The organism is Janthinobacterium sp. GMG2 (assembly GCF_033949445.1).
GTDB classification, from domain to species: Bacteria; Pseudomonadota; Gammaproteobacteria; order Burkholderiales; family Burkholderiaceae_D; genus Janthinobacterium; species Janthinobacterium aestuarii.
Genome location: NZ_JAXAWA010000003.1, coordinates 769,718 through 794,064, shown reverse-complemented (window position 1 = coordinate 794,064; position 24,347 = coordinate 769,718). Strand labels below are relative to the sequence as shown.

Sequence of the window (24,347 nt, the reverse complement as noted above, 5' to 3'; positions counted from 1 at the left end):
GTCGGCATAACCACCGGCCACGCCGACGATGTTGTCGGATTACGCGTGGCGTTGCCACGCTAATCCGACCTACTCGCCCCCACGGGTAGGTCGGATTAGCGGCGGTACGCCGCGTAATCCGACATCACCACCGGCCGGATTACGCCCATATCCTGTAGATCCAGTAACTTTCATCTTCGCGGCTGGCGCGTGCCAGTTCGGTGGGGCTCAGGCCGGTGATGGCGCGCACTTCGCGGCACAGGTGGGCCTGGTCGGCGTAGCCGCCCTCGGCGGCGATATCGGTCCAAGAAGCATTGCCTTGCAGCATGGCCTCGCGTGCGTCGAGAAACGACTGTTCCGCGCGGCGCATGCGTCGCAGGGTGCGCATGGGCTGGCCGGCCCAGGCCTTGATGCGGCGCTCGATATTGCGCGCGCCGCTGGCCAGGCCCGTCGAGGCCGCCTGTACGCCCAGGCGGCGCACCCAGTCCTGGATGGCGCCGGTGGGATGGTCGCCGCTCTTGCGCGCCAGCGCCCAGCGCGGCGCCAGGAATGCTTCCACCAGCGCGATGCGCGCTGCATCGTCGGGCGCGGCAAGCACGGCGTCGGACAAGGCCAGCCAGTCGGCGTCGAACAGCGGTTCCAGCGGGCGTACCTGGTCGAACAGGGCCGCCATGTCGATGCCCGTCAGCGCATGCAGGGCGGCCGGATACAGCATCACCATGAACGAGTGCACGGGGCCGGGGTTATAGCTGACCAGCGGATAGCCGCGCGGCCCGCTGAACAGGGCGGGCGGCATGCGCACGTGCAGCAGGTCGGGACCGGGCGCGGCCGCCTCGACGTCGCCCGCGACCGTCCACAGCAGGCAGCACATGGGCGTGGCGGGAAAGCGGTTCAGGCGCTGCGCGGGCGGCAGCGGCGCGCAATGCGTGGTGTCGCGCACGAGGAAGGCGCGCACGCAGGAAGCGAGCGCGGTGCGCGGCGCGATCAAACGGGTCAGGGGCGTGGAGGCGGCAGGCATGGCGACGATTGTACCGGCAATTTTTGGCCGCGCGCGATGTCGTATTCGTTCAAGACGCGTGCGCGCAAGCGCGCTAGAGTCTAGCCATCGTTCCCACGACAACAGGAGCTTTCCATGCCACCACTCGACCACGCCGCCGCACCCGCCACCACCCTGCGCCAGATCCGCCAGTTGCCGGGGCCATTCGCCTTGCCCATCATTGGCAACGCCATGCAAGTGCGGCTGCCGCGCATCCACCGCGACGTGGAAGGATGGGTACGCCGCTATGGACCTTTCATGCGTGCCTGGTTCGGCCGCACCCTGGTACTGGTGGTGGCCGACAGCGAGGCTGTGGCCGCCGTGCTGCGCGACCGTCCCGATGGTTTCCGCCGCCCCCTCAGCAGCTACATCGTCTCGGAGGAAATGGGCGGCAATCCCGGCGTCTTCCTGGCCGAAGGCAGCGAGTGGCGCAACCAGCGCCGCATGGTGATGGCCGGCATGGCACCGGGCGCCATCAAGGCGTATTTTCCCGCGCTAGTGACGGTGGCGCAGCGCCTGCAGCGGCGCTGGCAGCTTGCCGCCATGCAAGGGCAGGCGATCGACCTGGACGGCGACCTGAAGCGCTACACGGTCGACATCATCGCCGGCCTGGCCTTCGGCACGGAAGTCAACACGCTCGAATCGGGCGAGGACGTGATCCAGCGCCACCTGGACGCCATCCTGCCCGCCGTGGCGCGGCGCAGCCTGTCGATGCTGCCGTACTGGCGCTACGTCAAGCTGCCCGTTGACCGGCGCCTGGACCGCGACGTGGCGGCGCTGGACGTGGCCGTGGCGCAACTGGTGCGGCAGGCGCGCGAACGCATGGAACAAGACCCCGCGCGGCGCGTGCGCCCGCCCAACCTGCTCGAAGCCATGATCGCCGCCGCAGACGAACCCGGCAGCGGCGTGAACGACCGCGCCGTGGCCGGCAATGTGCTGACCATGCTGCTGGCCGGCGAAGACACGACGGCCAACACGATTTCCTGGATCATCTACCTGTTGCAGCGCCATCCGCACAGCCTGGCCAAGGCGCGCGAGGAAGTGCGGCGCCTGGCACCCGACGTGACGCAGTTCACCGTGGCGCAAATGGATAGCCTAGACTACCTGGGCGCCTGCGCCAGCGAGGCCATGCGCTTGAAACCCGTGGCGCCCTACATTCCGCTCGAAGCGCTGCGCGACACGGTGGTGGGCGACGTGGCCGTGCCCGCCGGCAGCATGCTGTGGTGCGTGATGCGCCACGACAGCGTGTCTGATGCACACTTTCCCGATGCACAGGGTTTCCAGCCCGAACGCTGGCTGGAAGGCGGCGAGGCGAACAACAAGCGCGCCGCCATGCCTTTCGGTGCCGGCTTGCGAACGTGCCCGGGCCGCTACCTGGCCTTGCTGGAAATCAAGATCGCCATGGCCATGCTGCTGGGCAGCTTCGACATCGCCGGCGTCGACACGCCCGATGGCGGCGAGGCGCAGGAACTGATGGGTTTTGTGATGTCGCCCATCGGCCTGACGATGCGCCTGGCGCGGCCGCAGTGATACCATGGGAGAAGTCCCATACATTCGACCTTCCCATGACCATCCGCCTGGAATCGCCGCAGCAAGCCGACGTGCAAACCCTGATCGCCGAGCTTGACGCCTACCAACAGACCCTGTATCCGGCCGAGTGCGTCTATTCGCTGGACCTGGCATCCGTGCCGCCTGATACCCTGCTGTTTGCCGTCGCCCGCGATGCGGCAGGCGCGGCGCGGGCCTGCGGCGCCATCGTCGTCACGCCCGATTTCGGCGAAGTCAAGCGCATGTACGTGCACCCGAACAGCCGCGGCCTGGGCCTGGCCAAGCGCCTGCTGGCCCTGCTGGAAGAGCAGGCGCTGGCGCGCGGCTGCCGCTTGCTGACCTTGGAGACGGGCATCCACCAGCCCGAAGCCATCGCCCTGTACGCGCGCCACGGCTACCAGCGGCGCGGGCCGTACGGCGACTATCCCGACGATCCGTTCAGTGTCTTCATGGAAAAACCGCTGCAGGTGGCGGCATGAGTACGCCTGCCGACAGCCTGTTTGACATCCGCGCGCGCCTGCGCGCCTTTGCCGACGAGCGCGACTGGGACCAGTTCCACACGCCGAAAAACCTGGCCATGGCCTTGTCCGTGGAAGTGGCGGAACTGGTGGAACACTACCAGTGGCTGCCCACTGGCGCGGACGCCGAGCTGGACGAGGCAAAACGCACTGGCATCCGCCACGAGCTGGCCGACGTGCTGATGTATTTGGTGCGCCTGGCCGACAAGAGCGGCGTCGACCTGCACTCTGCCGTGCTGGAAAAGATGGAACTCAATGCGCAGAAATACCCGGCGCAGCAGGTACGCGGCGACGCGCGCAAATACAGCGAATACTGAACAGCCACCCGTGCGTGGCCGCTGCGCAAAAAAGCGTAGCATTCAGCCATGCGCATTCCTATCCTCCTGCTGCTTGCCTGCCTGCTCCCTGGCCCGATCGCCCTGGCGCAAACCGCGCCCGTGCCGCAGGTGAAAGTGGGCGCCACGCGCGACCCCGTCGATAAATCCTACCGCAAGATGCTGCAGGGCGTGGACCGCTTCGAGCGCGACCGTGCGCTGGCGCCGCAAGCGAGCTTGCGCTTTCGCCTGCTGCCGCGCCAGCCTGGCGTGGACATGACGGGCGTGCGGCTGCGCATCGCCGGCGACACCGTCAGCATCCCGTTACCCTTGGCCGAAGACAACAGCTTTGCCCCCGTGCGCAATGCGCAAGCGGCGCGCGAAGACGCCGTGCTGATCGCCAACCGCAAGGCGACCACCATGAGCTGGCGCGCGCAAGTGATCACGCCCGGCTTGCCGCCCGGCACGCGGCGCCTGGGCGACCTGCGCCTGGAATGCCGCGCCGGCATGGATTCCGGTCTGATCTCGAACGACCCGCAAATCATCGCCTGGCTGTCCAGCATGCTCTACAGCACGGACAAGGTCTGCTCGCAGCCGGACGGCAATTATTTGTTCTTCACGGACCGTCCCCTGTTCGGCGTGACCCTCGTGCATGGCGAGCGCCGCCTGGCATTGCCGTTCAGGATGCTGTACGCGGGCGGCGAGCAGACGCCCGCCTCGCTGCCCTATTGCGATTGCCAGGTCTTGCTCGACCACACGTATTACGCGCCCTTGTGGGATGCCAGCTGGCCCGACGACACCCTGCTGGAATTTACTTACATGGACGAGGTGGCGCCATGAAATGGCTGCTGACCGCCATGCTGATGCTGCTGGCCGCCTGCTCCGGCACGCGCGCCTTGCAGGCAAGCAAGAACGTGCCTTACGCAACCCTGGAACAGACGGTGCAAGCAGGCAGCAGCACGCGCGAACAGGTGCGCGCGGCGCTGGGAGAAAGCACGTCCATCCGTTTCGACAGCGGCAATGAAGTATGGATGTACACCTACCCGGCCGTCTCGGGCGCGCAGGGAGAATATGTGATTTTGTTTGGCGGGGATGGGGTGGTGAAGAAGGTGCGCAGCGGGGAGGTGTATCGGGTGAAGCAGTAAAAGTACCCAGGCAAAAACCGGGGTCAGACCCGACGGGTCTGACCCCAGCCTTTCGCCGTTGGGGTAATTAGCGTGCTTTCAGCAAAGCGCGCGATGTCACGCCCGCGCCCACGCTGCGCCCCACGCCAGCTGTCTTGCGCTTGGGCGAGGCCTTCAATTTGAAGATGCCGATCGACTGGGCCACGCTGTCGGTGCGTTGCGCCAGGCTGGTGGCGGCGGCCGCCGCCTGCTCCACCAGCGCCGCATTCTGCTGCGTGATGCCATCCATGTGGATGACGGCCTGGTTGACTTGCCCGATGCCCTGGTTCTGCTCGCGCGTGGTCGAGGAAATCTCGTCCATCACTTCCGTCACGCGGGCTACCGAGGCGATCACTTCCGTCATGGTGGCGCCCGCATTGCTGGTCAGCACGCTGCCCGCGTTCACGGTGGCGATCGAATGGTCGATCAGGTTTTTCACTTCTTTCGCGGCCGTTGCCGAGCGCTGCGCCAAGCTGCGCACTTCGCCGGCCACGACGGCGAAACCGCGGCCGTGTTCGCCCGCGCGGGCCGCTTCCACGGCCGCGTTCAAGGCGAGGATATTCGTCTGGAAGGCGATGCCGTCGATGAGACCAATGATGTCGAGAATCTTGCGCGACGAGGTGCTGATCTCGTCCATCGTGGTGACCACTTCGCTGACGATGGTGCCGCCCTTGGCCGCGACGGTAGACGCCTGCGCCGCCAGCTTATTGGCCGTGTCCACGTGGTCGGCGCTGTTCTGCACCGTGGAAGTCAGCTCTTCCATGCTGGCCGCCGTCTGTTCGAGGCTGGACGCCTGCGATTCCGTGCGGCTGGACAAATCCATATTGCCCGTGGCGATCTCGGCCGTGGTGACGCGGATATCCTCGAAGTTGGCGCGCACGTCGCCGATGATGCTGTGCAGGTTGATATTCGTCTGGCGCAAGGCCGCCATCAATTGGCCCATGTCGTCGTCACGCACCTTGTCGATGACACCCGTCAAGTCGCCGCCGGCCATCTTGCGCGCCACCGTGATGGCCTCGCCCAGCGGCGCGACGAGGGAATTGTGCAAATGGGCCCAGAAATACAGCATCAGCGCCACGGCCGCGGCGGCAGCGCCGCTGAGCCAGCTGCGCGTGGCCGTGCTCGTGTCGCCATCGATATTCCACACGGCGCAGCCGAGAATGGCCAGCACCACGCCGAAGACGATGCAATGCAGGGCCAGGTCTTGCGACAGGGTCAGCTTGCGCCACTCGGCCAGCTTGGCGGCCAAGCCCTGGCGCACGACGCGGCCATTGCGGATCGCCAGCTTGGCGCTATTGCCGTCTTTAAAACTCTTATACAGGGCTGCCGCTTCGTTGATCTGCTCGCGCGTGGGCTTGGTGCGCACGGACATATAACCGATCGGGCGGCCGTTTTCGATGACGGGCGTGATATTGGCGAAGACCCAGTAGAAATCGCCATTCTTGCAGCGGTTCTTGACCATGCCGGTCCATGGCATGCCAGTCTTGATGGTATCCCACAGGTCGGCAAACGCTTCGGCCGGCATATCGGGATGACGCAGAATATTCTGTGGCGCACCCAGCAGTTCCATTTCTGAAAAACCGCTGACTTCAATGAAATACTGATTGGCGTAATTGATGTTTCCCTGTAAATCCGTCGTGGAAACAATCGTCATGCCTTCATTTAATACGTATTCATTTTGCGTGATAGGCGTATTGACCCGCATCGTCGCTCCTCTATTTTTTTCAACTAGCATAACAAAATCATAAAAACAATATACCACATCAAGCACCCATGATATATCGCCCCGGCGACAGTGACACTGGTCAAAAAATTTAATAAAAGCTAATTCATTTATGTTTTAGAATTTACTTTGATTCAACTTGATTGATTTTATTGAATGCAAAATTCAAATTGCGCGCAGACACAATAATTAATAAAAAATTATTTATCGGCGAAGCAGGCAATAAATACGCCGTATGCGCCGACAAAAAGGCGCAAGGGAACTGGCGCAATGGCCGGCATGTGGCGACGCCTGCTACCAACCATAGCGCGGCAACAATATTCATTTCTTGAGGGAAAATAAAAACTGGCGCGAATGCGCCAGTGGGGGATGTGTCTCCAATCCGCGACACAGGCGCCGAAGCACCCGTGGGGATGGATTACTTGTAGGTCTTACGGGGAGGCGACTTCGGACGCGGTGGCGCCGGTTTGCGCTCCGTCGTGCCGTCATCGAGGCTGATGCGCAGTTTCTGGCCCGAGACGACGACCGATTTCAGATGGTCGAGGATTTCCGGCGGCATGCCTTCAGGCAGGTCCAGCACGCTGTAATTGTCAAAGATATCGATACGGCCGATATGCTTGGCTTCCAGGTTCGCTTCGTTGGCGATGGCGCCGACGATGTTGCTTGGCGTCACGGCGTGCTCGCGGCCCACTTCGATGCGGTAGGCCGTCACGCCTGGGCGTGGACGTTCCTTCTTCGGCGCGCGCGGCGCAGGGGCTGCGTCGCCCGCATCCGCAGGCGCATCCTTGAACGCTGGCGCGGACTTGGCGGCGAACGGCTTGCGCGGCGCGGCTGGTGGCGCCAGGTCCGGCGCGTCGCCGTCGCGGCTGATGCGCAACTGCTGGCCCGCGACCCACACGGTTTTCAGCTGGTCCAGCAATTCTTTCGGCATGCTGTCTGGCAAGTCCAGGACGCTGTAGTCGTCATAGATTTCGATGCGGCCGATGTTTTTCGAATCGATGCCCGCTTCGTTGGCAATGGCGCCCACGATATTGCCTGGTTTCACGCCATGTTGATGACCGACTTCAATGCGGAAGGTCTGCATGCCGGCGTCGGCTGGACGCAGGATGCGTTCCTTTTTCGGGAAGGCCGGGCGTTCGCTGCGTTCGTTGCGGTCGAAGCGGTCATTGCGTTCGAAACGGTCACTGCGCTCAGGGCGGTCAAAACGGTCTTGGCGCACTGGACGGTCGTCTTGCCACGTAGCTTGCTCGCGCGCCTTGTTCTTGTCCAGCAGCAGCGGCGTATTGCCACGCGCCATCTTCGCCAGGGCAGCGGCGATTTCAATGGCGGGAATGTTTTGCTCGCGTTCGAAATCTTCGATCAGCGATTGGAACTGTTCCAGTTCGCCCAGGGCCAGGGTTTCGCTGATTTGCTCCTTGAACTTGGCGATACGCACGTCGTTGACGGCCTGGATCGTTGGCAGTTCCAGCATGCCGATCGGCTGGCGGGTCGAGCGTTCGATGGCTTTCAACAAGTTCTTTTCACGCGGGGTGATGAACAAAATCGCTTCGCCGCTGCGGCCGGCGCGGCCCGTACGGCCGATGCGGTGGGTATAGCTTTCCGGATCGTGGGGCACGTCGTAGTTGACGACGTGGCTGATGCGCTCGACGTCCAGGCCGCGGGCGGCCACGTCGGTTGCCACGAGGATGTCGATCTTGCCGTCTTTCAACTGCTGGATCGTGCGCTCGCGCTGGGCTTGCTGGATATCGCCATTGATGGCGGCAGCCGAGAAGCCACGGGCTTGCAGCTTGCCGGCCAGCTCTTCCGTGCCCAGCTTGGTGCGGGCGAAGATGATCATGCCGTCAAACGCTTCCGCTTCCAGGATGCGGGTCAACGCGTCGAGCTTGTGCATGCCCGACACGAGCCAGTAGCGCTGGCGGATGTTGTCGGCCGTGCCCGTCTTGGCGGCGACCGTCACTTCGGCCGGGTTCACCAGATAGGTCGTGGCGATGCGCTTGATGACGGAAGGCATGGTGGCCGAGAACAACGCCGTTTGATGGCCTTCCGGGGTTTCTTTCAAGATACGTTCGACGTCGTCGATAAAGCCCATGCGCAGCATTTCATCGGCTTCGTCAAGCACCAGGGTTTTCAGCTTGGACAGGTCGAGCGAACCCTTGTCCAGGTGATCGATGACGCGGCCTGGGGTGCCGACGATGACGTGCACGCCGCGGCGCAGGGCCGACAGCTGCGGGCCGTAGCTTTGGCCGCCGTAGATCGGCAGCACGTGGAAGCCGGGGATGTGGGCGGCGTACACCTGGAACGCTTCGGCGACCTGGATGGCCAGTTCGCGCGTCGGTGCCAGGACCAGGGCTTGGGGTGAGCTTTGTTTCAGATCGATGCGCGACAGGATCGGCAAGGCGAAGGCGGCGGTTTTACCCGTGCCCGTTTGCGCCTGTCCCAGCACGTCGCGGTTCGCGAGCAATAATGGAATCGTGGCCGCCTGGATAGGCGACGGTGTTTCGTAACCGACATCCTTGAGCGCGCGAATCAGCGGCTCGCTCAGGTTAAGGTCGGAAAATAAGGAAATTGGTGTATCAGACATGAAATCACTCACAAGTTCGCTCGAATCGCCCAATGCGAAAGAGTGTATCCGCTAGTTTACTCTTTACTGGACCTTACCGGGTGGAACGGGGCGGCAGAACGCCATTTTTTGCAGTCTAAAACGCAGAAAAATCGGCGATCCGCACGCAATTGGTGCAAAAACCAAGCAATATTATATGTTTTGCAATAGATTCGACTACTTTACAGATGCGCCTCGATATTGCTTGCCGCATCGACCGAGTGGCGCAAAAATTCCAGCAAGTCCTCGTTCAGCCGGTCCTTGTGCGTCGTCGCCAGGCCGTGCGGCGCGCCCGCATACACGAGCAGCTTGCTGCCGATGATGAGTTCGGCAGTGCGCCGCGCCGAGGCGGCAATCGGCACGATCTGGTCGTCGTCGCCATGGATCACCAGGGTCGGCACGTCGAATTTGGCCAGGTCAGCCGTAAAATCCGTCTCGGAAAATTGCTTGATGCACAGGTAGGATGCCGGCATGCCCGCCTGCATGCCTTGCCGCCAGAAATCGTCGCGCACGCCCTGCGACGGCTTCGCATCGGGCCGGTTGTAGCCATAGAATGCCTCGCTCAAATCCTGGAAAAACTGGCTGCGGTCGGCCTGCACGCCGGCGCGGATGGCGTCAAATGTGGACAGGGGCAAGCCCAGCGGGTTTTCCGTGGTTTGCAGCATCAGCGGCGGCACGGCGCCCACGAGCACGGCGCCGGCCAGGCGCCCGGTGCCATGGCGGCCGATGTAGCGCGCCACTTCGCCGCCGCCCGTCGAGTGGCCGACGAGGGTGGCGCCGGTCAAATCCAGCGCGTCGATCAGGGCGGCCAGATCGTCGGCATAGGTATCCATGTCGTTGCCGTCGAACGGCTGGCTCGAGCGGCCATGGCCGCGCCGGTCGTGCGCGATGACGCGGTAGCCGCGCGAGGCCAGATAAAACATCTGGTCTTCCCACGCGTCGGACGACAATGGCCAGCCGTGGCTGAAGACGACGGGCGGGCCGCTGCCCCAGTCCTTGTAGTGGATCAGGGTACCGTCGGCGGTACGCAGCGTATTGCTCGATTGCAAGTCAGTGGCAGTCATGGAACGCTCCTTGTCGGTGGACCAGCAGCCATTGTGGCCGCAATCGGCCCGCGCGCGACGCGCGCTACGCCAGGGCATTGCGGTAGAGTAAGATTGTCGCTGCTTTGCTTTCCCGTATTCACTTTTGGAGTCGTCATGCGCTTTCCCTTCGTCCTCGCCGCCAGCCTGTTCAGCACGGCCGCCCTCGCCCAACCGCTCGTGGCCGAAGCGCCCCTGCGCGCCCACCTGTCCTTCCTGGCCGACGATTTACTGGAAGGACGCGGCACGGGCCAGCGCGGCGGCGACCTGGCCGTGCGCTACCTGGAAACGCAGGCGGCCGTAGCCGGCCTGCAACCGTTGAAGGATGGCACGTACCGCCAGGCGCTGACCATCGTCGGCAGCAAGGCCTTGCCATCGAGCAAAGTCACGTTCAGCGCGGGCGGCAAGACCTTGTCGCCCGCCTTCGGCAAGGACATCGTCTTTGGCGCGGCAAATGGCCAGCAGACAGTGGCGTTCGATGCGCCCGTCGTGTTCGCCGGCTACGGCATCCGCGCGCCAGAAGAAAACTGGGACGATTTCAAGGGCGTTGATGTAAAAGGAAAACTCGTCATCATGATGGTCAACGACCCGCAGCCCACAAGCGCCGAACCGCAGCGCTTTGCCGGCAAGTCGCTGACCTATTACGGCCGCTGGGTCTACAAGTACGAGGAAGCGCTGCGCCAGGGCGCCGCCGGCGTGCTGCTGATCCACACGACCGCGTCGGCTTCGTATCCGTGGTCGGTGCCGGCCAACGGTTTCGGCCATGAACGCTTCAACCTGGCCGGTGCGGGCAATGCGATGGAAGGCTGGCTGCAGGAAGACATGGCGCGCACGCTGTTCCAGGCCGGCGGACAGGACCTGGACGCCTTGCGCGCGCAGGCGGAAACGCGCGCGTTCCGCCCCGTGGCCCTGAACGCCACGGTCAAGGTGCAACTCGACAGCCAGGTACGCAGCATCGAGCAATTCAACGTGGCCGGCATCGTGCCGGGCACGGATCCGAAATTGAAGGACGAGGCCGTCATCTACTCGGCCCACTGGGACCACCTGGGCAAGGATGACGAAGGCAGCCAACGCGCCGGGCAAAGCGACCATATCTACAACGGCGCCATCGACAATGCGTCGGGCGCGGCCGCCTTGCTGGCCATGGCGCAAGTGGCCGTGAAACAGCCGGCGCGCCGCACGCAGATCTTCCTGTGGCCGGCAGGCGAAGAAACGGGCATGCTGGGCAGCACGGCCTACACGCGCGCGCCCCTGTGGCCGCTGGCCAAGACAGCCGCCGACCTGAACCTCGACAGCATGAATTTTGTCGGCAAGACGCACGACATCGGCGTGGCCGGCGCCGAGCGCAGCAGCCTGTACGCGAGCGCCGCCAAGGTCGCCAAGCGCATGGGCCTGCGTCTGGCACCGACGATCCCGGACCTGTCCGGCGCGTTTTACCGGGCCGACCATTTTGCGTTTGCCAAGGCTGGCGTACCCGCCTTCAACGTGGGTTCGGCCGTGTTTTCCGGCGACGGCTCGTTCGACTTCGTCCAGGAGCCGAAAGCGTCGGGCGAGCGCCTGGTCGCCTTTAAAAAGGACTACCACCAGGTCACCGATGAGTACAACCCGTCGTGGGACTTGTCGGGCATGGTGCAGCAGGCGCAGTTCACCCTGAACCTCGGCTATGAAGTGGCGAACGACAAGAATTTGCCGGTATGGAACAAGGGCGAGGCGTTTGGGAAGGTGAAACGGTAACCTCAAGCGTAGGTCGATTAGCGGGGCATCGCCCCGTGTAATCCGACAACATTGTTGGCGCCGGTGGTGGTGTCGGATTACGCGGCGTTGCCGCTAATCCGACCTACGAGCGTTCAGATTGCCATGATGCGTTTCAGGTCGACGAACGCCGTTTCATACAGATGCTGAAACGCGCCGACCATGACCTCTTCCACGCCTTCGGCCGCGTCGAATTCGCTCGACCATTCGGCCACGCACTCGTTCGCGCCCGGCTCGCCCGTGACGCGCAGGGTGGAACGGTAGTTCTTGACGGGGATCGGGCCCGAAACGATGGTGTAGCTGTAGCTCTTGTCCGCTTCGCTGTAGCTTTGCAGGCGTTCGGCGATGATGGCGCCGTCCGTGGTTTTCAGGCGGCGCACGCGGCCGCCGTGCTCGGACAGGCTGGTCTTGATCGAGCTCGACCATTCAGCCAGCGACTGGAAGCCGCCGATAAAATCCCACACTCGTTCGGCGCTTGCCGCCAATGTTACAGAAACAATTACTTGGGCCATCTTTAATTCGGTTCCTCATCCAGGTTTGCCGGGCGCCGCGCCCGGCCGGCCGGAGTTGCCCGGCACAGCCGCTATTTTAGCGCCCATGCCGCTTTGCTGCTGGGCGGAAAATAACGGCTGGCCAGTCTGGCAAGGCAGTCTTACAGATTTTCCGCCAAGAAAATCAGGGAATTGCCATGCGCCTGGGCGGCGGAACGCTGCTGGTAGCTGTCGCGGTGGGTGCAGTTGAAACCGTGCTCGGCGCCTGGGTAGATATGGATTTCCACGTCTTGGCGGTCTTCGAAGCGCTCGGCGATCTTTTGCACGGCTTCCGGCGGAATATGGCTATCCTGGCCGCCGAAATGCATGAGCAGCGGCACCTTGATCCGGTCGGCCAGGTCCAGCTTGTTCTGGATGCCGCCGCCGTAATAGGCGATGGCCGCATCAACGAGACCGGCCGCGGCCGCCTGATACGACAGCCGGCCGCCGAAGCAGTAGCCGACCGAGGCCAGCTTGCCCGTCACTTCCGGGCGCGCGCGCAGGACAGCGACGGTGGCGGCGATATCGGCGTCGGCCTGCGGATTGTCGGTGGCCTGCATCAGCTCGACGGCGCGCTTCCAGCCGTCCGCGTCATAGCCCAGCTCGATGTGCGCGCCGGCGCGCCAGAACAGGTCCGGCACCAGCACCACGTAGCCATCGGCCGCATACTGGTCGGCCACGGCGCGGATGTGCTCGTTGACGCCGAAAATTTCCTGCAACAGGATGATGGCGGGACCCTTGCCCACGTGCGGCACGGCCAGGTAAGCCTGGAAGCTGCCGTCCGGGCCGGCGATATCGATCCACTGCGAAGTTGTGCTCATAGAAAACTCCAGTCTGAGGTTGGGGGGAATGCCACAGCCAGGCATGTTACTGGTTTTTCCTCTTTTCTGCCCCCGCCCTTGGTCCAGGCTCAATACATCTCGCGCAGGTAAATCACGGGTCCCGATTTGAAGACGCCGAAGACGACGGTGCCGACGGTGCTGGCCAGGTAGGGATGGCTGCCCACGGAAACATCCACGCTGCCGGCCTTGCCGGCGCCGGGCGCCAGCAAGGTCAGGAGATTGGTTTGCGGCAGTGCGCCTTGCGTGACGGTGTATATCCGGTCATCAACGGCCAGCTTGCCGCAGTCCAGCGTTTTCTTGCAATTGACAAACAACACGTCCGACTTGTTCAAGGCACTGACGTTGTCAAGCAGATTCGTGACCCACTTCGTCCCATTCCAGTACTGGACTTGCACGGCCAGCCTGACTGGCAGCAATTCGGAGCCATAGCCGTGGGGCACCATCCATTGCCCCGACAGCACGGTCATCCGTGCCTCGTTCTGTATCAATGGCGAGCTTGAGCTGACGATGGCGCCGCCGGGATAGGTGCTGCTGGCGCGCAAGCGCACGTCGGTAGGCGCCACCTTCAGCGGCACGCCGGCCTTGCCCGGAAAACGGTAGGCGACCATGGGCAGGGCAACGCCGAGGGTGAATTTCGCGGGCGCCACGCCGGTGATGGTGGTCTGCGCCTTCTTGCCATCGGTAAGCCGGCTGCTGCCATCGGGGGTACTCGGCGGAAAGGAAATCGTGCCCGTGGCTGCATCGAGGCCTTCGAGCAGCACGGGCGCCAGGACGCTCGGGACGCGGTCGTCATAGTTTTTGGTCGGCATCCCGCCCAAGGCGCGCGCCGTCACGCGCATGCCTATCGCCTGCCCCGAGTAAGCGTAGCGGCCTTTTTCCCCGTCGTTGGCGCAGGTGAGCGGTGCGGCGCACGGCGTGGCGATGCCGGCGGGAGCGCCGGTTTTCACCAGTTCCGTAATGAAGTGGTGCGGGATAAACTGCACCTCCCCGCTCACGCCCGAAGCCTTGGGCAAGGCCGGCACAGCAAGGTTGGCATCCAGGTAGCCGTTGGGGTTGGCCAGATTGAAGGCGATGGTGATCGTTCCCACTTCCGGCCAGTTCATGTCGCTGCTGACAACGCTGCCATTCGTAAAGACCACGCCACCCTGCATGGCCGGCTTGGCTGGTGTGTCCGGCGCGGCGATCTCGCTGGTCGTCGGCTTAACCAGGCTGGACAGCGAAGGCAGCACCGTCTCCGCCGGCTTTTCATTGCCGAAGTTCGGCGTCACGGCGCCCACACTATTGAGCACACTCATGCTGACCGCCACAGGCGCACCCGCGCGCTGGGGGTTGGTGATGGCAACGACGCTGAACGAGGCCGGCACGACGGTAACCTTGCCACTGCCCGTCATGCTCAAGCCGGCGTCGCCGGTTGTGGCCGACCCCGTATAGGTGGCCTTCAAATTCAGCTGTCCCACGTCCGCATACGACATGATGGCGGTGGCGACGCCCTGGTCGTTGAACGCCAGGTTGACGTTCGCGCCCGCCGTGCCGCAGGCGCTGGTGCTGTTCGATGCCAGTGGCACGAACGCCCCGGTTCCCTGCACGAAAACAGGCAGGGTGCCGCTGGCGGGATTGCCATAGCTACAAGCGAGGTTCAGGTTCTTGCTGGTACTTTTGAACAGGGGCACGCAAGCCTGCGGGGTCGAACTGGGGGGCGCCTGCACGGCGCTGATACTGAACGATTGCAGCTTGGCAGAAACATGATTGACGGGAGTGACCGTCAAGCCTGTCGCCGCAAAGCTCATGTCGCAGCTGCTGCTGTTGTCCGAAGCACGTTTGCATACGAGCGCGCCCGTGGTACCGGGCACGCTCGTCAGGCTCAGGGTGGCCGTGCCGGCCGTGTACTGGCGCACGCTGGCCGTCGCCACGCCGGTGTTGCCTATCTGCGTCGCCGTGCCGCCAGGGCTGACATTGACATTCACGCCGTTCGTGTACTTGGCGCTGCAGGCGGCATCCGCGCATGCCGTCACCGTCACCGTCTGCGGCGCGCATGTCAGGGCATTGCCCGGATGCTCGATCTGGAAATGGTGGGGCCCCGCCTGCGTACCCGGCCCGCACTTCGGACCCATCGGTTCATTGAAAGCCCAGCCGCTGTTGTTCGTCACGCAGCTGCACGGATTGGACGGTATATAGGTTTTGCAGGTGATGGTTTGCTGCACCCGGCCCTGCCAGCCCAGAGTGATGTGGTCGACCTTGGCGTTGCCCGTGATATAGGCGTTGGACGAGTCGAGCGTTACCTCGCCAGCGTCCACATTGCCCTTGATGCCATTGCCCGAGGCGATCGACAAGGAATTGCTGGCTTCCACGTCGCCCGTGACGAGCAGGCCGGACGCTTTCAAGTCGATCGCCGGCGATTTCAGGTTACCCGTCACCTGGCTGCCGGAACCGATGGTCAGCGAAGTGGTTGCCGTGATATCGCCCTGGATGCGGGTATTGGCGGCCAGGATATTGACGATGGTGCCGCTGATGGGCCCGTTGATGACCGAACCCGAGGCGATTTCCACCGGGCCCTTGGCGCTGATCCTGCCCGTCACCGTGACGTTGTTCGAGCCCATCTTGATGGCCGTGGCGGAGATATTCGCCGTAATCGTCTGTTCCTGCGCACCCAGGAAGAAAGTGCCGCCCTCGGCTGTCAGGTTTCCACCCGTCACCTTCAGGTTCGGCGGATTGATGTCCTTGATGTCGAGATTGCCCTTGACCGTCAGCGCGGCATTGCCGCTCATCGTCAAGCCCTGGTTGTAGCTCATCGACAAGGAACTGTTGACTGTCACACCATACGCGCTGCCGATGACGATGACGTCGGTAGAACCGAGCGCCAGCGAGGCGCACGTGTATTGCAAACCGTCCTGGCTCAAGCTGCAGCCGCTGACGGCGCCGCCATTGAAGTTGAGCGTGGCCGCGTGGGCAAGGGATGAGCCCAGCAGCAATGTCAGGGCGGCAAAAAAGTGGAGTAAGCGCACGATATTCAGGAATCCGATCGGTGGGGAGCCAGCGGGCGCGCCGATTATTTCATGCTAACCTACGCCATCGCTGTTGTTGCATTATGGCAGTATTTATCCCCCTCGCGCATATCGCATGATCAAGCAAAGCCCCAAAGAATTTCCCCTGCGCACAGTCGACATCATCGTCTATCCCGGCTTCAAGGCGCTCGAAGCCATCGGCGCCATGAAGGTGTTTGACTACGCCAACACCCATCTGCGCCTGCGCAAGCTGCCCGGCGGCTACGACGTGCGCATCGCCTCGACGGCCATCGGCCCGGTCGAATCGGACACGCTGATGTCGCTGCACGCGAGCAAGGCACTCGACGCCAGCCGCCTGCCCGACCTGGCCGTCATCGTCGGCTGCCATCACGTCGAGCAAGTCTTGCAGGACATCCCCGCGCTCGCCGCCTGGGTGGCCGAGGCTGCGCCGCGCATCGATACCCTGGCGGCCCTGTGTACGGGCTGCTTTTTCCTGGCCGAAGCCGGTGTGCTCGACGGCAAAAGCGCCGCCACGCACTGGAGCGCCGTGGACAGCCTGCGCCAGCGCTATCCATTGATACAGGTCAATGCCGATGCGATTTTCGTGCGGGAAGGGAAATTCTGGACGTCGGCCGGCGTGACGGCCGGCATCGATTTGGCGCTGGCCCTGGTGGAAGACGATTTCAGCCGCGATATCGCGCTGGAAGTGGCGCGCGACCTGGTCGTGTATTTGAAGCGGCCCGGCGGCCAGTCGCAGTTTTCCGTGCACCTGTCGAGCCAGATGACAACGCATCCGACCATCCGCCAGTTGCAGGGCTGGATCATGGAGCATCTTGCCGAAGAACTCACCGTGCCGCTGCTGGCGGCCAGGCTGGCCATGAGCGAACGCAATTTTACGCGCGTGTTCCAGCGCGAAACGGGGACCAGCCCCACGGAATTCATCGACACGGCCCGCTTCGAAGTGGCGCGCCGTTTGCTGGAAGACAATGTATCTTCCTTAAAACAGGTGGCCGTGCAGGCGGGCTTGCATAGCGAGGACAGGCTGCGCCGCCTATTCCAAAAGAAACTCGCCATCACGCCGCGCGACTATCGCGAGCGCTTTTCCAGCACGGCGCGCTAGGAGGTCAGCGCGGCTTGCCGTGACGCACGTGGCGCGTGGCCAGCTGGCGGCTCTGCAGGGCCAGCGGCGTAAACAGGAGTGCGCACAGCAGATACGTCGCCAGCAGCGCCAGCCAGATGGCGGGCGTGGCAAGGCTGGCGGCATTGCTCCACCACAAGGCCAGCAGGGAAGACAGGGCCGCGCCGAGGAAGACGGGCAGCATGCGGCGCAAGGTCGCGAGATAGGCAGTGGCAAACATGGACGGCTCCCAAAGCAAGGCGGATGTCTTCACACTAGCAGGGGCAGGCAGCGAAGTACAGCGTGCCGCCCTACCCCGTCCGTCATGTGTTGCGCAATGAGTACAGTCCGATAAAATTAATACAACACGACGGAACGGATCGATTCGCCGCTCTTCATCAGGTCGAAGCCCTCATTGATGCGTTCGAGCGGCAAGCGGTGCGTGATCAGGTCGTCGATATTGAGCTTGCCTTCCATATACCAGTCGACGATTTTCGGCACGTCCGTGCGTCCCCGCGCGCCACCGAAGGCCGAACCGCGCCATTCGCGCCCCGTCACCAGCTGGAATGGACGGGTGGAAATTTCCTGGCCCGCCGCCGCGACACCGATGATGAACGATTTTCCCCAGCCCTTGTGCGTGCACTCGAGCGCCTGGCGCATCAAGGTCGTGTTGCCCACGCATTCGAACGAATAATCGGCGCCGCCATCCGTCAGCTGCACGATGGCGTCGACGACGTTTTCCACTTCGTTCGGGTTGATGAAATGCGTCATGCCGAACTTGCGCGCGATGGCCTGGCGCGCCGGGTTGATGTCGATACCGATGATCTTGTCGGCGCCGACCATTTTCGCCGCCTGGATCACGTTCAGGCCGATGCCGCCCAGGCCGAACACGGCCACGTTGGCGCCCGCTTCCACCTTGGCCGAGAACAGGACGGCGCCCACGCCCGTCGTCACGCCGCAGCCGATGTAGCACACCTTGTCGAATGGCGCGTCGGAACGGATCTTTGCGAGAGCGATTTCCGGCACGACGATGTAGTTCGAGAACGTGGACGTGCCCATGTAGTGGAACAGCGGCTGGCCATTGAGCGAGAAGCGGCTGGTGGCGTCCGGCATCAGACCGCGGCCCTGCGTGGAACGGATGGCCTGGCACAGATTCGTCTTTTGCGACAGGCAGAACTTGCACTGGCGGCATTCCGGCGTGTACAGCGGGATGACGTGGTCGTCCTTTTTCAGGGTCGTCACGCCCGGGCCCACGTCGACGACGACGCCGGCGCCTTCATGGCCGAGGATGGCAGGGAAGATGCCTTCCGGATCGGCGCCGGACAAGGTGTAGTAATCGGTATGGCAAATGCCCGTGGCTTTCAGTTCGACCAGCACTTCGCCGGCGCGCGGGCCGGCCAGGTCGACTTCTTCGATGGTCAGCGGGGCGCCCGCCTTCCAGGCAATCGCGGCTTTGGTTTTCATGTGTGTCATTCCTGCTCGGTTTCAGATGCGCCATTATCGGGCGCCGGCAGGCGCGATGGCGCGGCTGGCCACGCGCTTGTCTGAAAACGCGGCGCATTTGTCCGATGGCGCCGCACGTTTGCGCCAACGCAAACCTACAGGCACAAAGACGCGCATTCTTGGCACAGGCTCCCCGATTGAGCCGCCGTTGCGCCGTTCCCGCAGGAGACCGACATGCGCCATATCCTTTCCCGCTTTCCCCGGCCCTGGCTGGCCCTGCTGCTGGCATGCTGTTTGGCCCTGCTGGCCGCCTGTGGCGGCGGCGACGATGACGACCCTGCGCCTGGCCCCACCACCGGCAGCCTGACGGTCAGCATCGGCGGCTTGCCGGCCGGCGTGGCGGGCGCCGTCACGGTGACGGGACCTGCGTCCTACAGCAAGACATTGACGGCGAGCGCCACGCTCACGGATCTGGCGCCCGGCGCCTATACGCTCAACGCCGCCAGCGTGACACAAGGCACGGGACCGCTGGCGCCCACGCCCGTCACGCAGCAGGTGCAAGTCAATGCGGGGGCGACGGCCAGCGCCAGCGTCCTGTATGCGGCGGCCACGCCGCTGACCCTGGGCCTGCAGGAGGTGGCCAGCGGCTTGAGCGTGCCCATCTTCCTTACGGCGCCGCCCGGCGACAGCCGTTTGTTCATCCTCGAACGGGCCGGCCGCATCCGCGTGGTGCAGAACGGCACTCTGCTGGCCACGCCCTTCCTCGACATCAGTACGCTCACCACCACCAGCGGCGAGCGGGGTTTGCTGTCGATGGCCTTCCATCCGCAATACGCCAGCAATGGCTATTTCTTCCTGTATTACACCAACCTGGCCGGCGATATCGTCATCGAGCGCCGGCAGGTGTCGGCCGGCAACGCCAACATGGCCGATCCCCTGTCGGCGCTGACCATCCTGACTATTCCCCACCCCACGTTCAGCAACCATTATGGCGGCCTGCTCAGCTTTGGGCCGGATGGCTATCTGTATGCGGGCACGGGCGACGGCGGCGGCGCGGGCGACCCGGCCCGCAATGCGCAAAACACGAATGTCCTGCTGGGCAAGCTGCTGCGCCTGGACGTCAACGCCAGCACGGTGGCCCAGCCGTACGCCATTCCGCCCGGCAACCCGTTTGCCACGGCAGGCGGGCGCCCTGAAATCTGGGCCTACGGCTTGCGCAACCCGTGGCGCTACGCCTTCGACGTGCCAGCCCAGCTACTGTATATCGCCGATGTGGGCCAGGCCAATCTGGAAGAAGTCGACGTGCGTCCCGTGGGCCAGGCGGGCAACAACTATGGCTGGAACATCATGGAGGGCACGCAGTGCTACAACAGCACCAGTTGCAACCAGGCGGGGCTGGTTCTACCCGCCATCACGTACAACAACGATACGGCCAACGGCTGCTCAATCACGGGCGGCTATGTGTACCGGGGAGCGGCCTTGCCGGAGCTGGCGGGGCAATACCTGTATTCGGATTACTGCAGCGCCTGGCTGAAGAGTTTCAGCTACAGCAATGGCACCGCATCGGCCGTAAAAGACTGGGGCATCACGAATGTGGGCAACATCCTGTCGTTCGGCCAGGATGCGCAAAACGAGCTGTACATGCTGAGCGGCACGGGCAAGGTGTACAAGATTGTACGCAAATAAGCGTACGCAAAAAGATGGGCCAATAAGGTGGGCCAATGAGGTGGGCCAATGAGCATGTGCAAGCAGTCATGGCGACGCACGCCTGAGGCCGCGTTTTTCGACGGGGCGCGGGGAACCGGCTAAAATTGGTTTTTCCGCCGCGCCCTGCGCACCAGCCCAAGAGAACACCATGGCCCGTTTGAAACTTGAATTTCCCGAAGACCAGTACTGCTATTCCTCGCAACTGACGGTACGCACGACGGACATCAATGCCGGCAACCATCTCGGCAACGATTCCATGATTTCCATGATTTCCGAGGCGCGCGCCCGCTTCCTGTTCGAATATGGCGTGCGCGACATCGAAGCGGACGGCACCGGCATCATCGTCACCGACCTGGCCACCACCTACCGCGCCGAAGCCCATGCGCGCGACCAGCTGCTGTTCGAAGTGGGCGTCATGGATTTCAACAAGTATGGCGGCGACATCACCTTCCGCATCACGCGCCCGCGCGACAACACCCTGATCGCGATGGCCAAGTCCGGCTTTGTCTTCTTCAACTACAAGCGCAGCCAGGTCGTGCCCATGCCGGAAGAGTTCGGCAGCAAGTTCCCGCAGGTGAACTGGATCGATTGACAGCAGCTCGATGCCGCCATGCTGTATCCTTGCCAGGAAGATAATTAATTCTGGAGCGGCATGCAATCAGCAATAACGGCAAGACTGTGCCTGGCCCTGGCGTTGCTGGGCGTCTTGCCATGCGCCCTGGCCGCGCCGCAAACCGTCACGCTGTACGGCGACGATGACTACGCGCCGTACAGCTATGTGGAAAACGGTGTCTTCAAGGGCATGTATATCGACATCCTGCGCCAGGCGGCGGGCACGATGCCCGGCTACCGGCTGGAATTGCAGCCGCGCCCCTGGAAACGGGGGCTCGACGCGCTGGAAAAAGGCCAGGTTTTCGGCCTGTTTCCGCCCGGACGCAAGACGGAACGCTCGTACGTGCAACCATATTCGGCCGTGCTGCACCGCGAATCGGTGGTGCTGTTTTGCCATGACGCCGTCATGCGCACGCCGCGCACGCACTTCCCGACCGACTTTGCGGGTCTGACCATTGGCGTCAACACGGGTTTTTTGCTGTCGGAAAAGTTGATGGCGCCAGCCCGCCAGGGGCTGCTGCGCCTGGAAGCGGCCAAGGGGAATGAAGCGAACCTGAAGAAACTGGCCCTGCGGCGCATCGATTGCTACGCCAGCGACCGCGGCGCGGCACGCCACACGGCGCGCCAGCTTCAAGACGAACTGGCCGGCTACGGCTTTCAATTGCGCGAAGTGCTGGAATTGTCATCCGAAGCCACCTACATCGCCTACAGCGCCCGCAACACGCCCGCCTACAAGGCCGATTTCATCGAGAGGATGAATGCCGCCCTGCTCGCCATGCGGCAGAACGGCGAGCTGGCGCGCATCGAAGGCGCTTACCTGCGCTGATTTACTACTTGCTCACTACTTGCGCGCGTGGCGCTTCACCTTGACGCCAAAGGTATCGGAAAACCAGTCATCGATCATCAGCTTTTCATAGCGCAACTTTTCATTGCTGAAGTAAGGATTGATGCGGCTCAGGTATGACATATCGGACAGGGCCGCATTGCCGCTGCTGATGACCTTGCCATCCTGTTCCAGCACATACTGCAGGCGCATGCGCGGCCAGTCGACCCGGCCATTCATGACGCGGATATCATGGCCGGCACGCAGGGAAGGATTTTCACGTCCCGCCAGGTCCACATCCGTGACGTCGATTTTCAAGGTCCGCCCGGGCGGCAGCGCCGTACCCAGCTTCTCGAAATGCCGGGTCAGCTCCTTCAGTACGTCTTCCCGTTCGTGCGGGTCGAACGGCACATCCGTGAATTGATCCGGTTTGCTGAAATGCACTTCGGTTCCTGCCCAGGCCGCGCTGCTGGCCAGCAAGGCCAGGCCGGCGATCAGGGCGCGCGTTGTCTTCTTTTTCATGATGTAATCCTTTCAGGAAAAATATGGGTGGCGCATGAGCCACTTTTTATCCGATTCACTATACCCCCATGCGCCGCCGTTCAAAGCGAAATTCATACCTTGTTACCTTTTCCTACGGCAACTCTGACAAGACCGGCCGCCACTTTTTTGCAGATTCATTAGCAATATTAATTAAAACAAAGTATTGTCTTGAACATATAGTTGCCTAAGCGATAAAGTATAGATAGTGTCGGCAGCACGGATTTAAAGTGCTTTTTTAGCACGTGTGTTGCATGATTTTAGTCAATTGTTCTTGCTTATTGTTAATACTTAGCTGTCAGTCTACAATCGACAAAATGCGCCCGAAAAACGCGCAACGCCGGTCATGGCGCACAGGAATTCCTGGCGCGGGCGTCTCAGCATTGCGTCAGTTATGCCTTTTAGCGGAACTTGCCCTTATGTCATTTTTGTCTTCAGCAACGCCCAAGTTACCTCCCTGGAAAGTCCTGCTCGTCGATGATGAACCCGACATCCACGACATCACCAAACTGACGCTGAGCCGTTTCCGCCTCGAAGGCCGCGCGCTGAGCTTCGTGCACGCGTACAGCGGCGCCGAAGCCAAGCAGGTGCTGGCGCGCGAAGAAGGCATCGCGCTCGTCTTCCTCGACGTGGTGATGGAACGCGAAGACAGCGGCCTGGAAGTGGCGCGCTGGATGCGCGAAGACCTGGGCAACCAGTTTACGCGCATCGTGCTGCGCACGGGACAGCCGGGACAGGCGCCGGAAGAACGGGTGATCGTCAACTACGACATCAACGACTACAAGGAAAAGACGGAACTGGACCGCACCAAGCTGTTCACCACCACCTTTGCCGCCCTGCGCGCCTACCGCGACATCATGAAGGTGGAAGAAGCGCGCCAGGCCCAGCTCCATTACCGCGAAGGACTCGAGCGCGTCATCGCCGCCTCGGCGCACATCTTCAAGCAGCGCAACCTGCGCGACTTCGCCAGCGGCCTGCTGCAGCAAGTCGTCGCCCTGCTGCGCCTGGAAACGAGCATGCTGCTGCGCCTGCGCGGCGCCAGCGCCATCACGGGCGAGCAAGACTATGAAATCCTCGCGCAGATCGGCGACCATGAAGCCGATGGCGGCATCCTCAGCCCGTCCCTGCTGTCGCAGCTGGACGATGCCAAGAGCAACAAGATTTCGCGCCTGCATGGCGACACCTATGTCGGCTATTTCCCGAACAGCAGCGGCAAGGCGTCCTTGCTGGTACTCAAAGGTGTGGAAGAAATCTCCGATCTCGACGCGCAATTGCTGGAAGTATTCTGCTCCGGCGTGGCCATCGCCTTCGACAACATCCTGCTGACGCAGGAAATCACCGATACCCAGGCCGAGCTGATCTTGCGCCTGGGCGACGTGGTCGAATCGCGCTCGCACGAAGGCGGCAACCACGTGCGCCGCATGGCCGAAGTGTGCCAGCTGCTGGCGCAGGCGTCCGGCATGTCGGAAGAGGAAACCATGGTGCTGCGCCACGCGGCGCCCATGCACGACATCGGCAAGATCTCCACCCCCGACGCCGTGCTGCTCAAACCGGGCAAGCTCGATGCGGCCGAATGGGAAATCATGAAGCAGCATCCGACGGTAGGCATGTCCATCCTCGACGGCTCGCAGCGCCCGCTCCTGAAGGCAGCGGCCGTGATCGCCCACCAGCACCATGAAAAATTCGACGGCAGCGGCTACCCGCAAGGCCTGGTCGGCGAAAACATCCACAAATACGCACGCATCGCCGCCGTCGCCGACGTCTTCGACGCCCTCATGCACAAGCGCTGCTACAAGGACGCCTGGCCCCTGGAGCGCGTGGTCAGCTACCTGCGCGAAGTGAGCGGCAGCCACCTCGATCCGCAGTATGTGGAGTTGTTGATTGCGAATCTCGATGAGGCACTGGCGCTGAATCAACGTTTCCCGGATTAGCAGGTCAGAGCCAAGTGCCCCCGGGCGATACGCACCCCGGCAAAACACGCTTCGGCCCAAGCTCCCAACACGGGCACTCCGGGCCA

At 62.9% G+C, this 24,347-nt stretch carries 21 protein-coding genes; 11 read left to right on the top strand and 10 right to left on the bottom strand.

Going from position 1 to position 24,347, the window contains the following annotated elements:
• Positions 1–139: 139 nt before the first annotated feature.
• Positions 140–997: an AraC family transcriptional regulator gene (locus SKZ59_RS15600; protein ID WP_319992255.1), complete on the bottom strand. Its 858-nt coding sequence runs from the start codon at positions 995–997 to the stop codon at positions 140–142.
• A gap of 114 nt (positions 998–1,111) precedes the next feature.
• On the opposite strand from SKZ59_RS15600, the gene SKZ59_RS15595 reads away from it, so the two are divergent.
• From SKZ59_RS15595 to bamE, 5 genes are read left to right on the top strand one after another with little or no spacing between them, the layout of a single operon-like run.
• Positions 1,112–2,545: a cytochrome P450 gene (locus SKZ59_RS15595; protein ID WP_319992254.1), complete on the top strand. Its 1,434-nt coding sequence runs from the start codon at positions 1,112–1,114 to the stop codon at positions 2,543–2,545.
• Positions 2,546–2,580: 35 nt separating this feature from the next.
• Positions 2,581–3,042, top strand: coding sequence for a GNAT family N-acetyltransferase (locus SKZ59_RS15590; protein ID WP_319992253.1), 462 nt, complete (start codon positions 2,581–2,583; stop codon positions 3,040–3,042).
• Positions 3,039–3,398: a nucleotide pyrophosphohydrolase gene (locus SKZ59_RS15585; protein ID WP_319992252.1), complete on the top strand. Its 360-nt coding sequence runs from the start codon at positions 3,039–3,041 to the stop codon at positions 3,396–3,398. The genes SKZ59_RS15590 and SKZ59_RS15585 overlap by 4 nt, the downstream gene beginning before the upstream one ends.
• Before the next feature lie 48 nt (positions 3,399–3,446).
• Entirely contained in the window at positions 3,447–4,235 is a 789-nt protein-coding gene (locus tag SKZ59_RS15580) for a hypothetical protein (protein ID WP_319992251.1), read from the top strand.
• Entirely contained in the window at positions 4,232–4,540 is a 309-nt protein-coding gene (gene bamE / locus SKZ59_RS15575; RefSeq protein ID WP_319992250.1) for an outer membrane protein assembly factor BamE, read from the top strand. The genes SKZ59_RS15580 and bamE overlap by 4 nt, the downstream gene beginning before the upstream one ends.
• Before the next feature lie 67 nt (positions 4,541–4,607).
• Here the strand turns inward: bamE and SKZ59_RS15570 are convergent, their stop codons facing one another.
• The 3 genes from SKZ59_RS15570 to SKZ59_RS15560 form a co-directional block, all read right to left on the bottom strand.
• Positions 4,608–6,263 carry a methyl-accepting chemotaxis protein gene (locus SKZ59_RS15570; protein WP_319992249.1) on the bottom strand — a complete coding sequence of 552 codons (1,656 nt, stop codon included), beginning with the start codon at positions 6,261–6,263 and terminating at the stop codon, positions 4,608–4,610.
• 436 nt (positions 6,264–6,699) lie between these two features.
• On the bottom strand, positions 6,700–8,862 hold the full coding sequence (locus SKZ59_RS15565; protein ID WP_319992248.1) for a DEAD/DEAH box helicase: 2,163 nt from the start codon (positions 8,860–8,862) through the stop codon (positions 6,700–6,702).
• A gap of 200 nt (positions 8,863–9,062) precedes the next feature.
• Positions 9,063–9,944: an alpha/beta hydrolase gene (locus SKZ59_RS15560; RefSeq protein ID WP_319992247.1), complete on the bottom strand. Its 882-nt coding sequence runs from the start codon at positions 9,942–9,944 to the stop codon at positions 9,063–9,065.
• Between the two features lie 135 nt (positions 9,945–10,079).
• On the opposite strand from SKZ59_RS15560, the gene SKZ59_RS15555 reads away from it, so the two are divergent.
• Positions 10,080–11,696 carry a M28 family peptidase gene (locus SKZ59_RS15555; protein WP_319992246.1) on the top strand — a complete coding sequence of 539 codons (1,617 nt, stop codon included), beginning with the start codon at positions 10,080–10,082 and terminating at the stop codon, positions 11,694–11,696.
• 113 nt (positions 11,697–11,809) lie between these two features.
• Here the strand turns inward: SKZ59_RS15555 and SKZ59_RS15550 are convergent, their stop codons facing one another.
• The 3 genes from SKZ59_RS15550 to SKZ59_RS15540 all read right to left on the bottom strand — a co-directional run bounded on the left by SKZ59_RS15550 (position 11,810) and on the right by SKZ59_RS15540 (position 16,088).
• Positions 11,810–12,226 carry an SRPBCC family protein gene (locus SKZ59_RS15550; RefSeq protein WP_034753486.1) on the bottom strand — a complete coding sequence of 139 codons (417 nt, stop codon included), beginning with the start codon at positions 12,224–12,226 and terminating at the stop codon, positions 11,810–11,812.
• Between the two features lie 140 nt (positions 12,227–12,366).
• Entirely contained in the window at positions 12,367–13,065 is a 699-nt protein-coding gene (locus SKZ59_RS15545; protein WP_219329745.1) for a dienelactone hydrolase family protein, read from the bottom strand.
• Between the two features lie 89 nt (positions 13,066–13,154).
• Entirely contained in the window at positions 13,155–16,088 is a 2,934-nt protein-coding gene (locus tag SKZ59_RS15540) for a DUF6701 domain-containing protein (protein WP_319992245.1), read from the bottom strand.
• A 115-nt stretch (positions 16,089–16,203) separates the two neighbouring features.
• Here SKZ59_RS15540 and SKZ59_RS15535 point away from each other — a divergent pair, with 115 nt between their 5' ends.
• Positions 16,204–17,208 carry a GlxA family transcriptional regulator gene (locus SKZ59_RS15535; protein WP_072457106.1) on the top strand — a complete coding sequence of 335 codons (1,005 nt, stop codon included), beginning with the start codon at positions 16,204–16,206 and terminating at the stop codon, positions 17,206–17,208.
• A gap of 4 nt (positions 17,209–17,212) precedes the next feature.
• Here SKZ59_RS15535 and SKZ59_RS15530 read toward each other — a convergent pair whose 3' ends face one another.
• Together SKZ59_RS15530 and SKZ59_RS15525 are read right to left on the bottom strand one after the other, a co-directional pair.
• Positions 17,213–17,446 carry a hypothetical protein gene (locus SKZ59_RS15530; RefSeq protein WP_034753482.1) on the bottom strand — a complete coding sequence of 78 codons (234 nt, stop codon included), beginning with the start codon at positions 17,444–17,446 and terminating at the stop codon, positions 17,213–17,215.
• 116 nt (positions 17,447–17,562) lie between these two features.
• Positions 17,563–18,669 carry an S-(hydroxymethyl)glutathione dehydrogenase/class III alcohol dehydrogenase gene (locus tag SKZ59_RS15525; RefSeq protein WP_034753481.1) on the bottom strand — a complete coding sequence of 369 codons (1,107 nt, stop codon included), beginning with the start codon at positions 18,667–18,669 and terminating at the stop codon, positions 17,563–17,565.
• A 213-nt stretch (positions 18,670–18,882) separates the two neighbouring features.
• Here SKZ59_RS15525 and SKZ59_RS15520 point away from each other — a divergent pair, with 213 nt between their 5' ends.
• From SKZ59_RS15520 to SKZ59_RS15510, 3 genes are all read left to right on the top strand, one after another.
• Positions 18,883–20,334, top strand: coding sequence for a PQQ-dependent sugar dehydrogenase (locus SKZ59_RS15520; protein WP_319992244.1), 1,452 nt, complete (start codon positions 18,883–18,885; stop codon positions 20,332–20,334).
• A 169-nt stretch (positions 20,335–20,503) separates the two neighbouring features.
• The gene (locus SKZ59_RS15515) at positions 20,504–20,947 is read left to right on the top strand and encodes a thioesterase family protein (RefSeq protein ID WP_034753479.1); all 444 of its coding nucleotides are present in this window, start codon (positions 20,504–20,506) and stop codon (positions 20,945–20,947) included.
• 60 nt (positions 20,948–21,007) lie between these two features.
• Entirely contained in the window at positions 21,008–21,793 is a 786-nt protein-coding gene (locus SKZ59_RS15510) for a substrate-binding periplasmic protein (RefSeq protein ID WP_319992243.1), read from the top strand.
• A gap of 15 nt (positions 21,794–21,808) precedes the next feature.
• On the opposite strand, the gene SKZ59_RS15505 is transcribed toward SKZ59_RS15510, so the two are convergent.
• Positions 21,809–22,312, bottom strand: a complete 504-nt coding sequence (locus SKZ59_RS15505; RefSeq protein WP_070305452.1) for a DUF3016 domain-containing protein — start codon at positions 22,310–22,312, stop codon at positions 21,809–21,811.
• A gap of 437 nt (positions 22,313–22,749) precedes the next feature.
• On the opposite strand from SKZ59_RS15505, the gene SKZ59_RS15500 reads away from it, so the two are divergent.
• A complete protein-coding gene (locus tag SKZ59_RS15500) occupies positions 22,750–24,261 on the top strand; it encodes a DUF3369 domain-containing protein (RefSeq protein ID WP_319992242.1) in 1,512 nt (503 codons plus the stop codon).
• Positions 24,262–24,347 lie beyond the last annotated feature (86 nt).

Excerpts from the sequence above, each read along its gene's own strand:
- SKZ59_RS15600 (WP_319992255.1), bottom strand. The coding sequence starts at position 997 with ATGCCTGCCGCCTCCACGCCCCTGACCCGTTTGATCGCGCCGCGCACC.
- SKZ59_RS15595 (WP_319992254.1), top strand. The coding sequence starts at position 1,112 with ATGCCACCACTCGACCACGCCGCCGCACCCGCCACCACCCTGCGCCAG.
- SKZ59_RS15590 (WP_319992253.1), top strand. The coding sequence starts at position 2,581 with ATGACCATCCGCCTGGAATCGCCGCAGCAAGCCGACGTGCAAACCCTG.
- SKZ59_RS15585 (WP_319992252.1), top strand. The coding sequence starts at position 3,039 with ATGAGTACGCCTGCCGACAGCCTGTTTGACATCCGCGCGCGCCTGCGC.
- SKZ59_RS15580 (WP_319992251.1), top strand. The coding sequence starts at position 3,447 with ATGCGCATTCCTATCCTCCTGCTGCTTGCCTGCCTGCTCCCTGGCCCG.
- bamE (WP_319992250.1), top strand. The coding sequence starts at position 4,232 with ATGAAATGGCTGCTGACCGCCATGCTGATGCTGCTGGCCGCCTGCTCC.
- SKZ59_RS15570 (WP_319992249.1), bottom strand. The coding sequence starts at position 6,263 with ATGCGGGTCAATACGCCTATCACGCAAAATGAATACGTATTAAATGAA.
- SKZ59_RS15565 (WP_319992248.1), bottom strand. The coding sequence starts at position 8,862 with ATGTCTGATACACCAATTTCCTTATTTTCCGACCTTAACCTGAGCGAG.
- SKZ59_RS15560 (WP_319992247.1), bottom strand. The coding sequence starts at position 9,944 with ATGACTGCCACTGACTTGCAATCGAGCAATACGCTGCGTACCGCCGAC.
- SKZ59_RS15555 (WP_319992246.1), top strand. The coding sequence starts at position 10,080 with ATGCGCTTTCCCTTCGTCCTCGCCGCCAGCCTGTTCAGCACGGCCGCC.
- SKZ59_RS15550 (WP_034753486.1), bottom strand. The coding sequence starts at position 12,226 with ATGGCCCAAGTAATTGTTTCTGTAACATTGGCGGCAAGCGCCGAACGA.
- SKZ59_RS15545 (WP_219329745.1), bottom strand. The coding sequence starts at position 13,065 with ATGAGCACAACTTCGCAGTGGATCGATATCGCCGGCCCGGACGGCAGC.
- SKZ59_RS15535 (WP_072457106.1), top strand. The coding sequence starts at position 16,204 with ATGATCAAGCAAAGCCCCAAAGAATTTCCCCTGCGCACAGTCGACATC.
- SKZ59_RS15530 (WP_034753482.1), bottom strand. The coding sequence starts at position 17,446 with ATGTTTGCCACTGCCTATCTCGCGACCTTGCGCCGCATGCTGCCCGTC.
- SKZ59_RS15525 (WP_034753481.1), bottom strand. The coding sequence starts at position 18,669 with ATGAAAACCAAAGCCGCGATTGCCTGGAAGGCGGGCGCCCCGCTGACC.
- SKZ59_RS15520 (WP_319992244.1), top strand. The coding sequence starts at position 18,883 with ATGCGCCATATCCTTTCCCGCTTTCCCCGGCCCTGGCTGGCCCTGCTG.
- SKZ59_RS15515 (WP_034753479.1), top strand. The coding sequence starts at position 20,504 with ATGGCCCGTTTGAAACTTGAATTTCCCGAAGACCAGTACTGCTATTCC.
- SKZ59_RS15510 (WP_319992243.1), top strand. The coding sequence starts at position 21,008 with ATGCAATCAGCAATAACGGCAAGACTGTGCCTGGCCCTGGCGTTGCTG.
- SKZ59_RS15505 (WP_070305452.1), bottom strand. The coding sequence starts at position 22,312 with ATGAAAAAGAAGACAACGCGCGCCCTGATCGCCGGCCTGGCCTTGCTG.
- SKZ59_RS15500 (WP_319992242.1), top strand. The coding sequence starts at position 22,750 with ATGTCATTTTTGTCTTCAGCAACGCCCAAGTTACCTCCCTGGAAAGTC.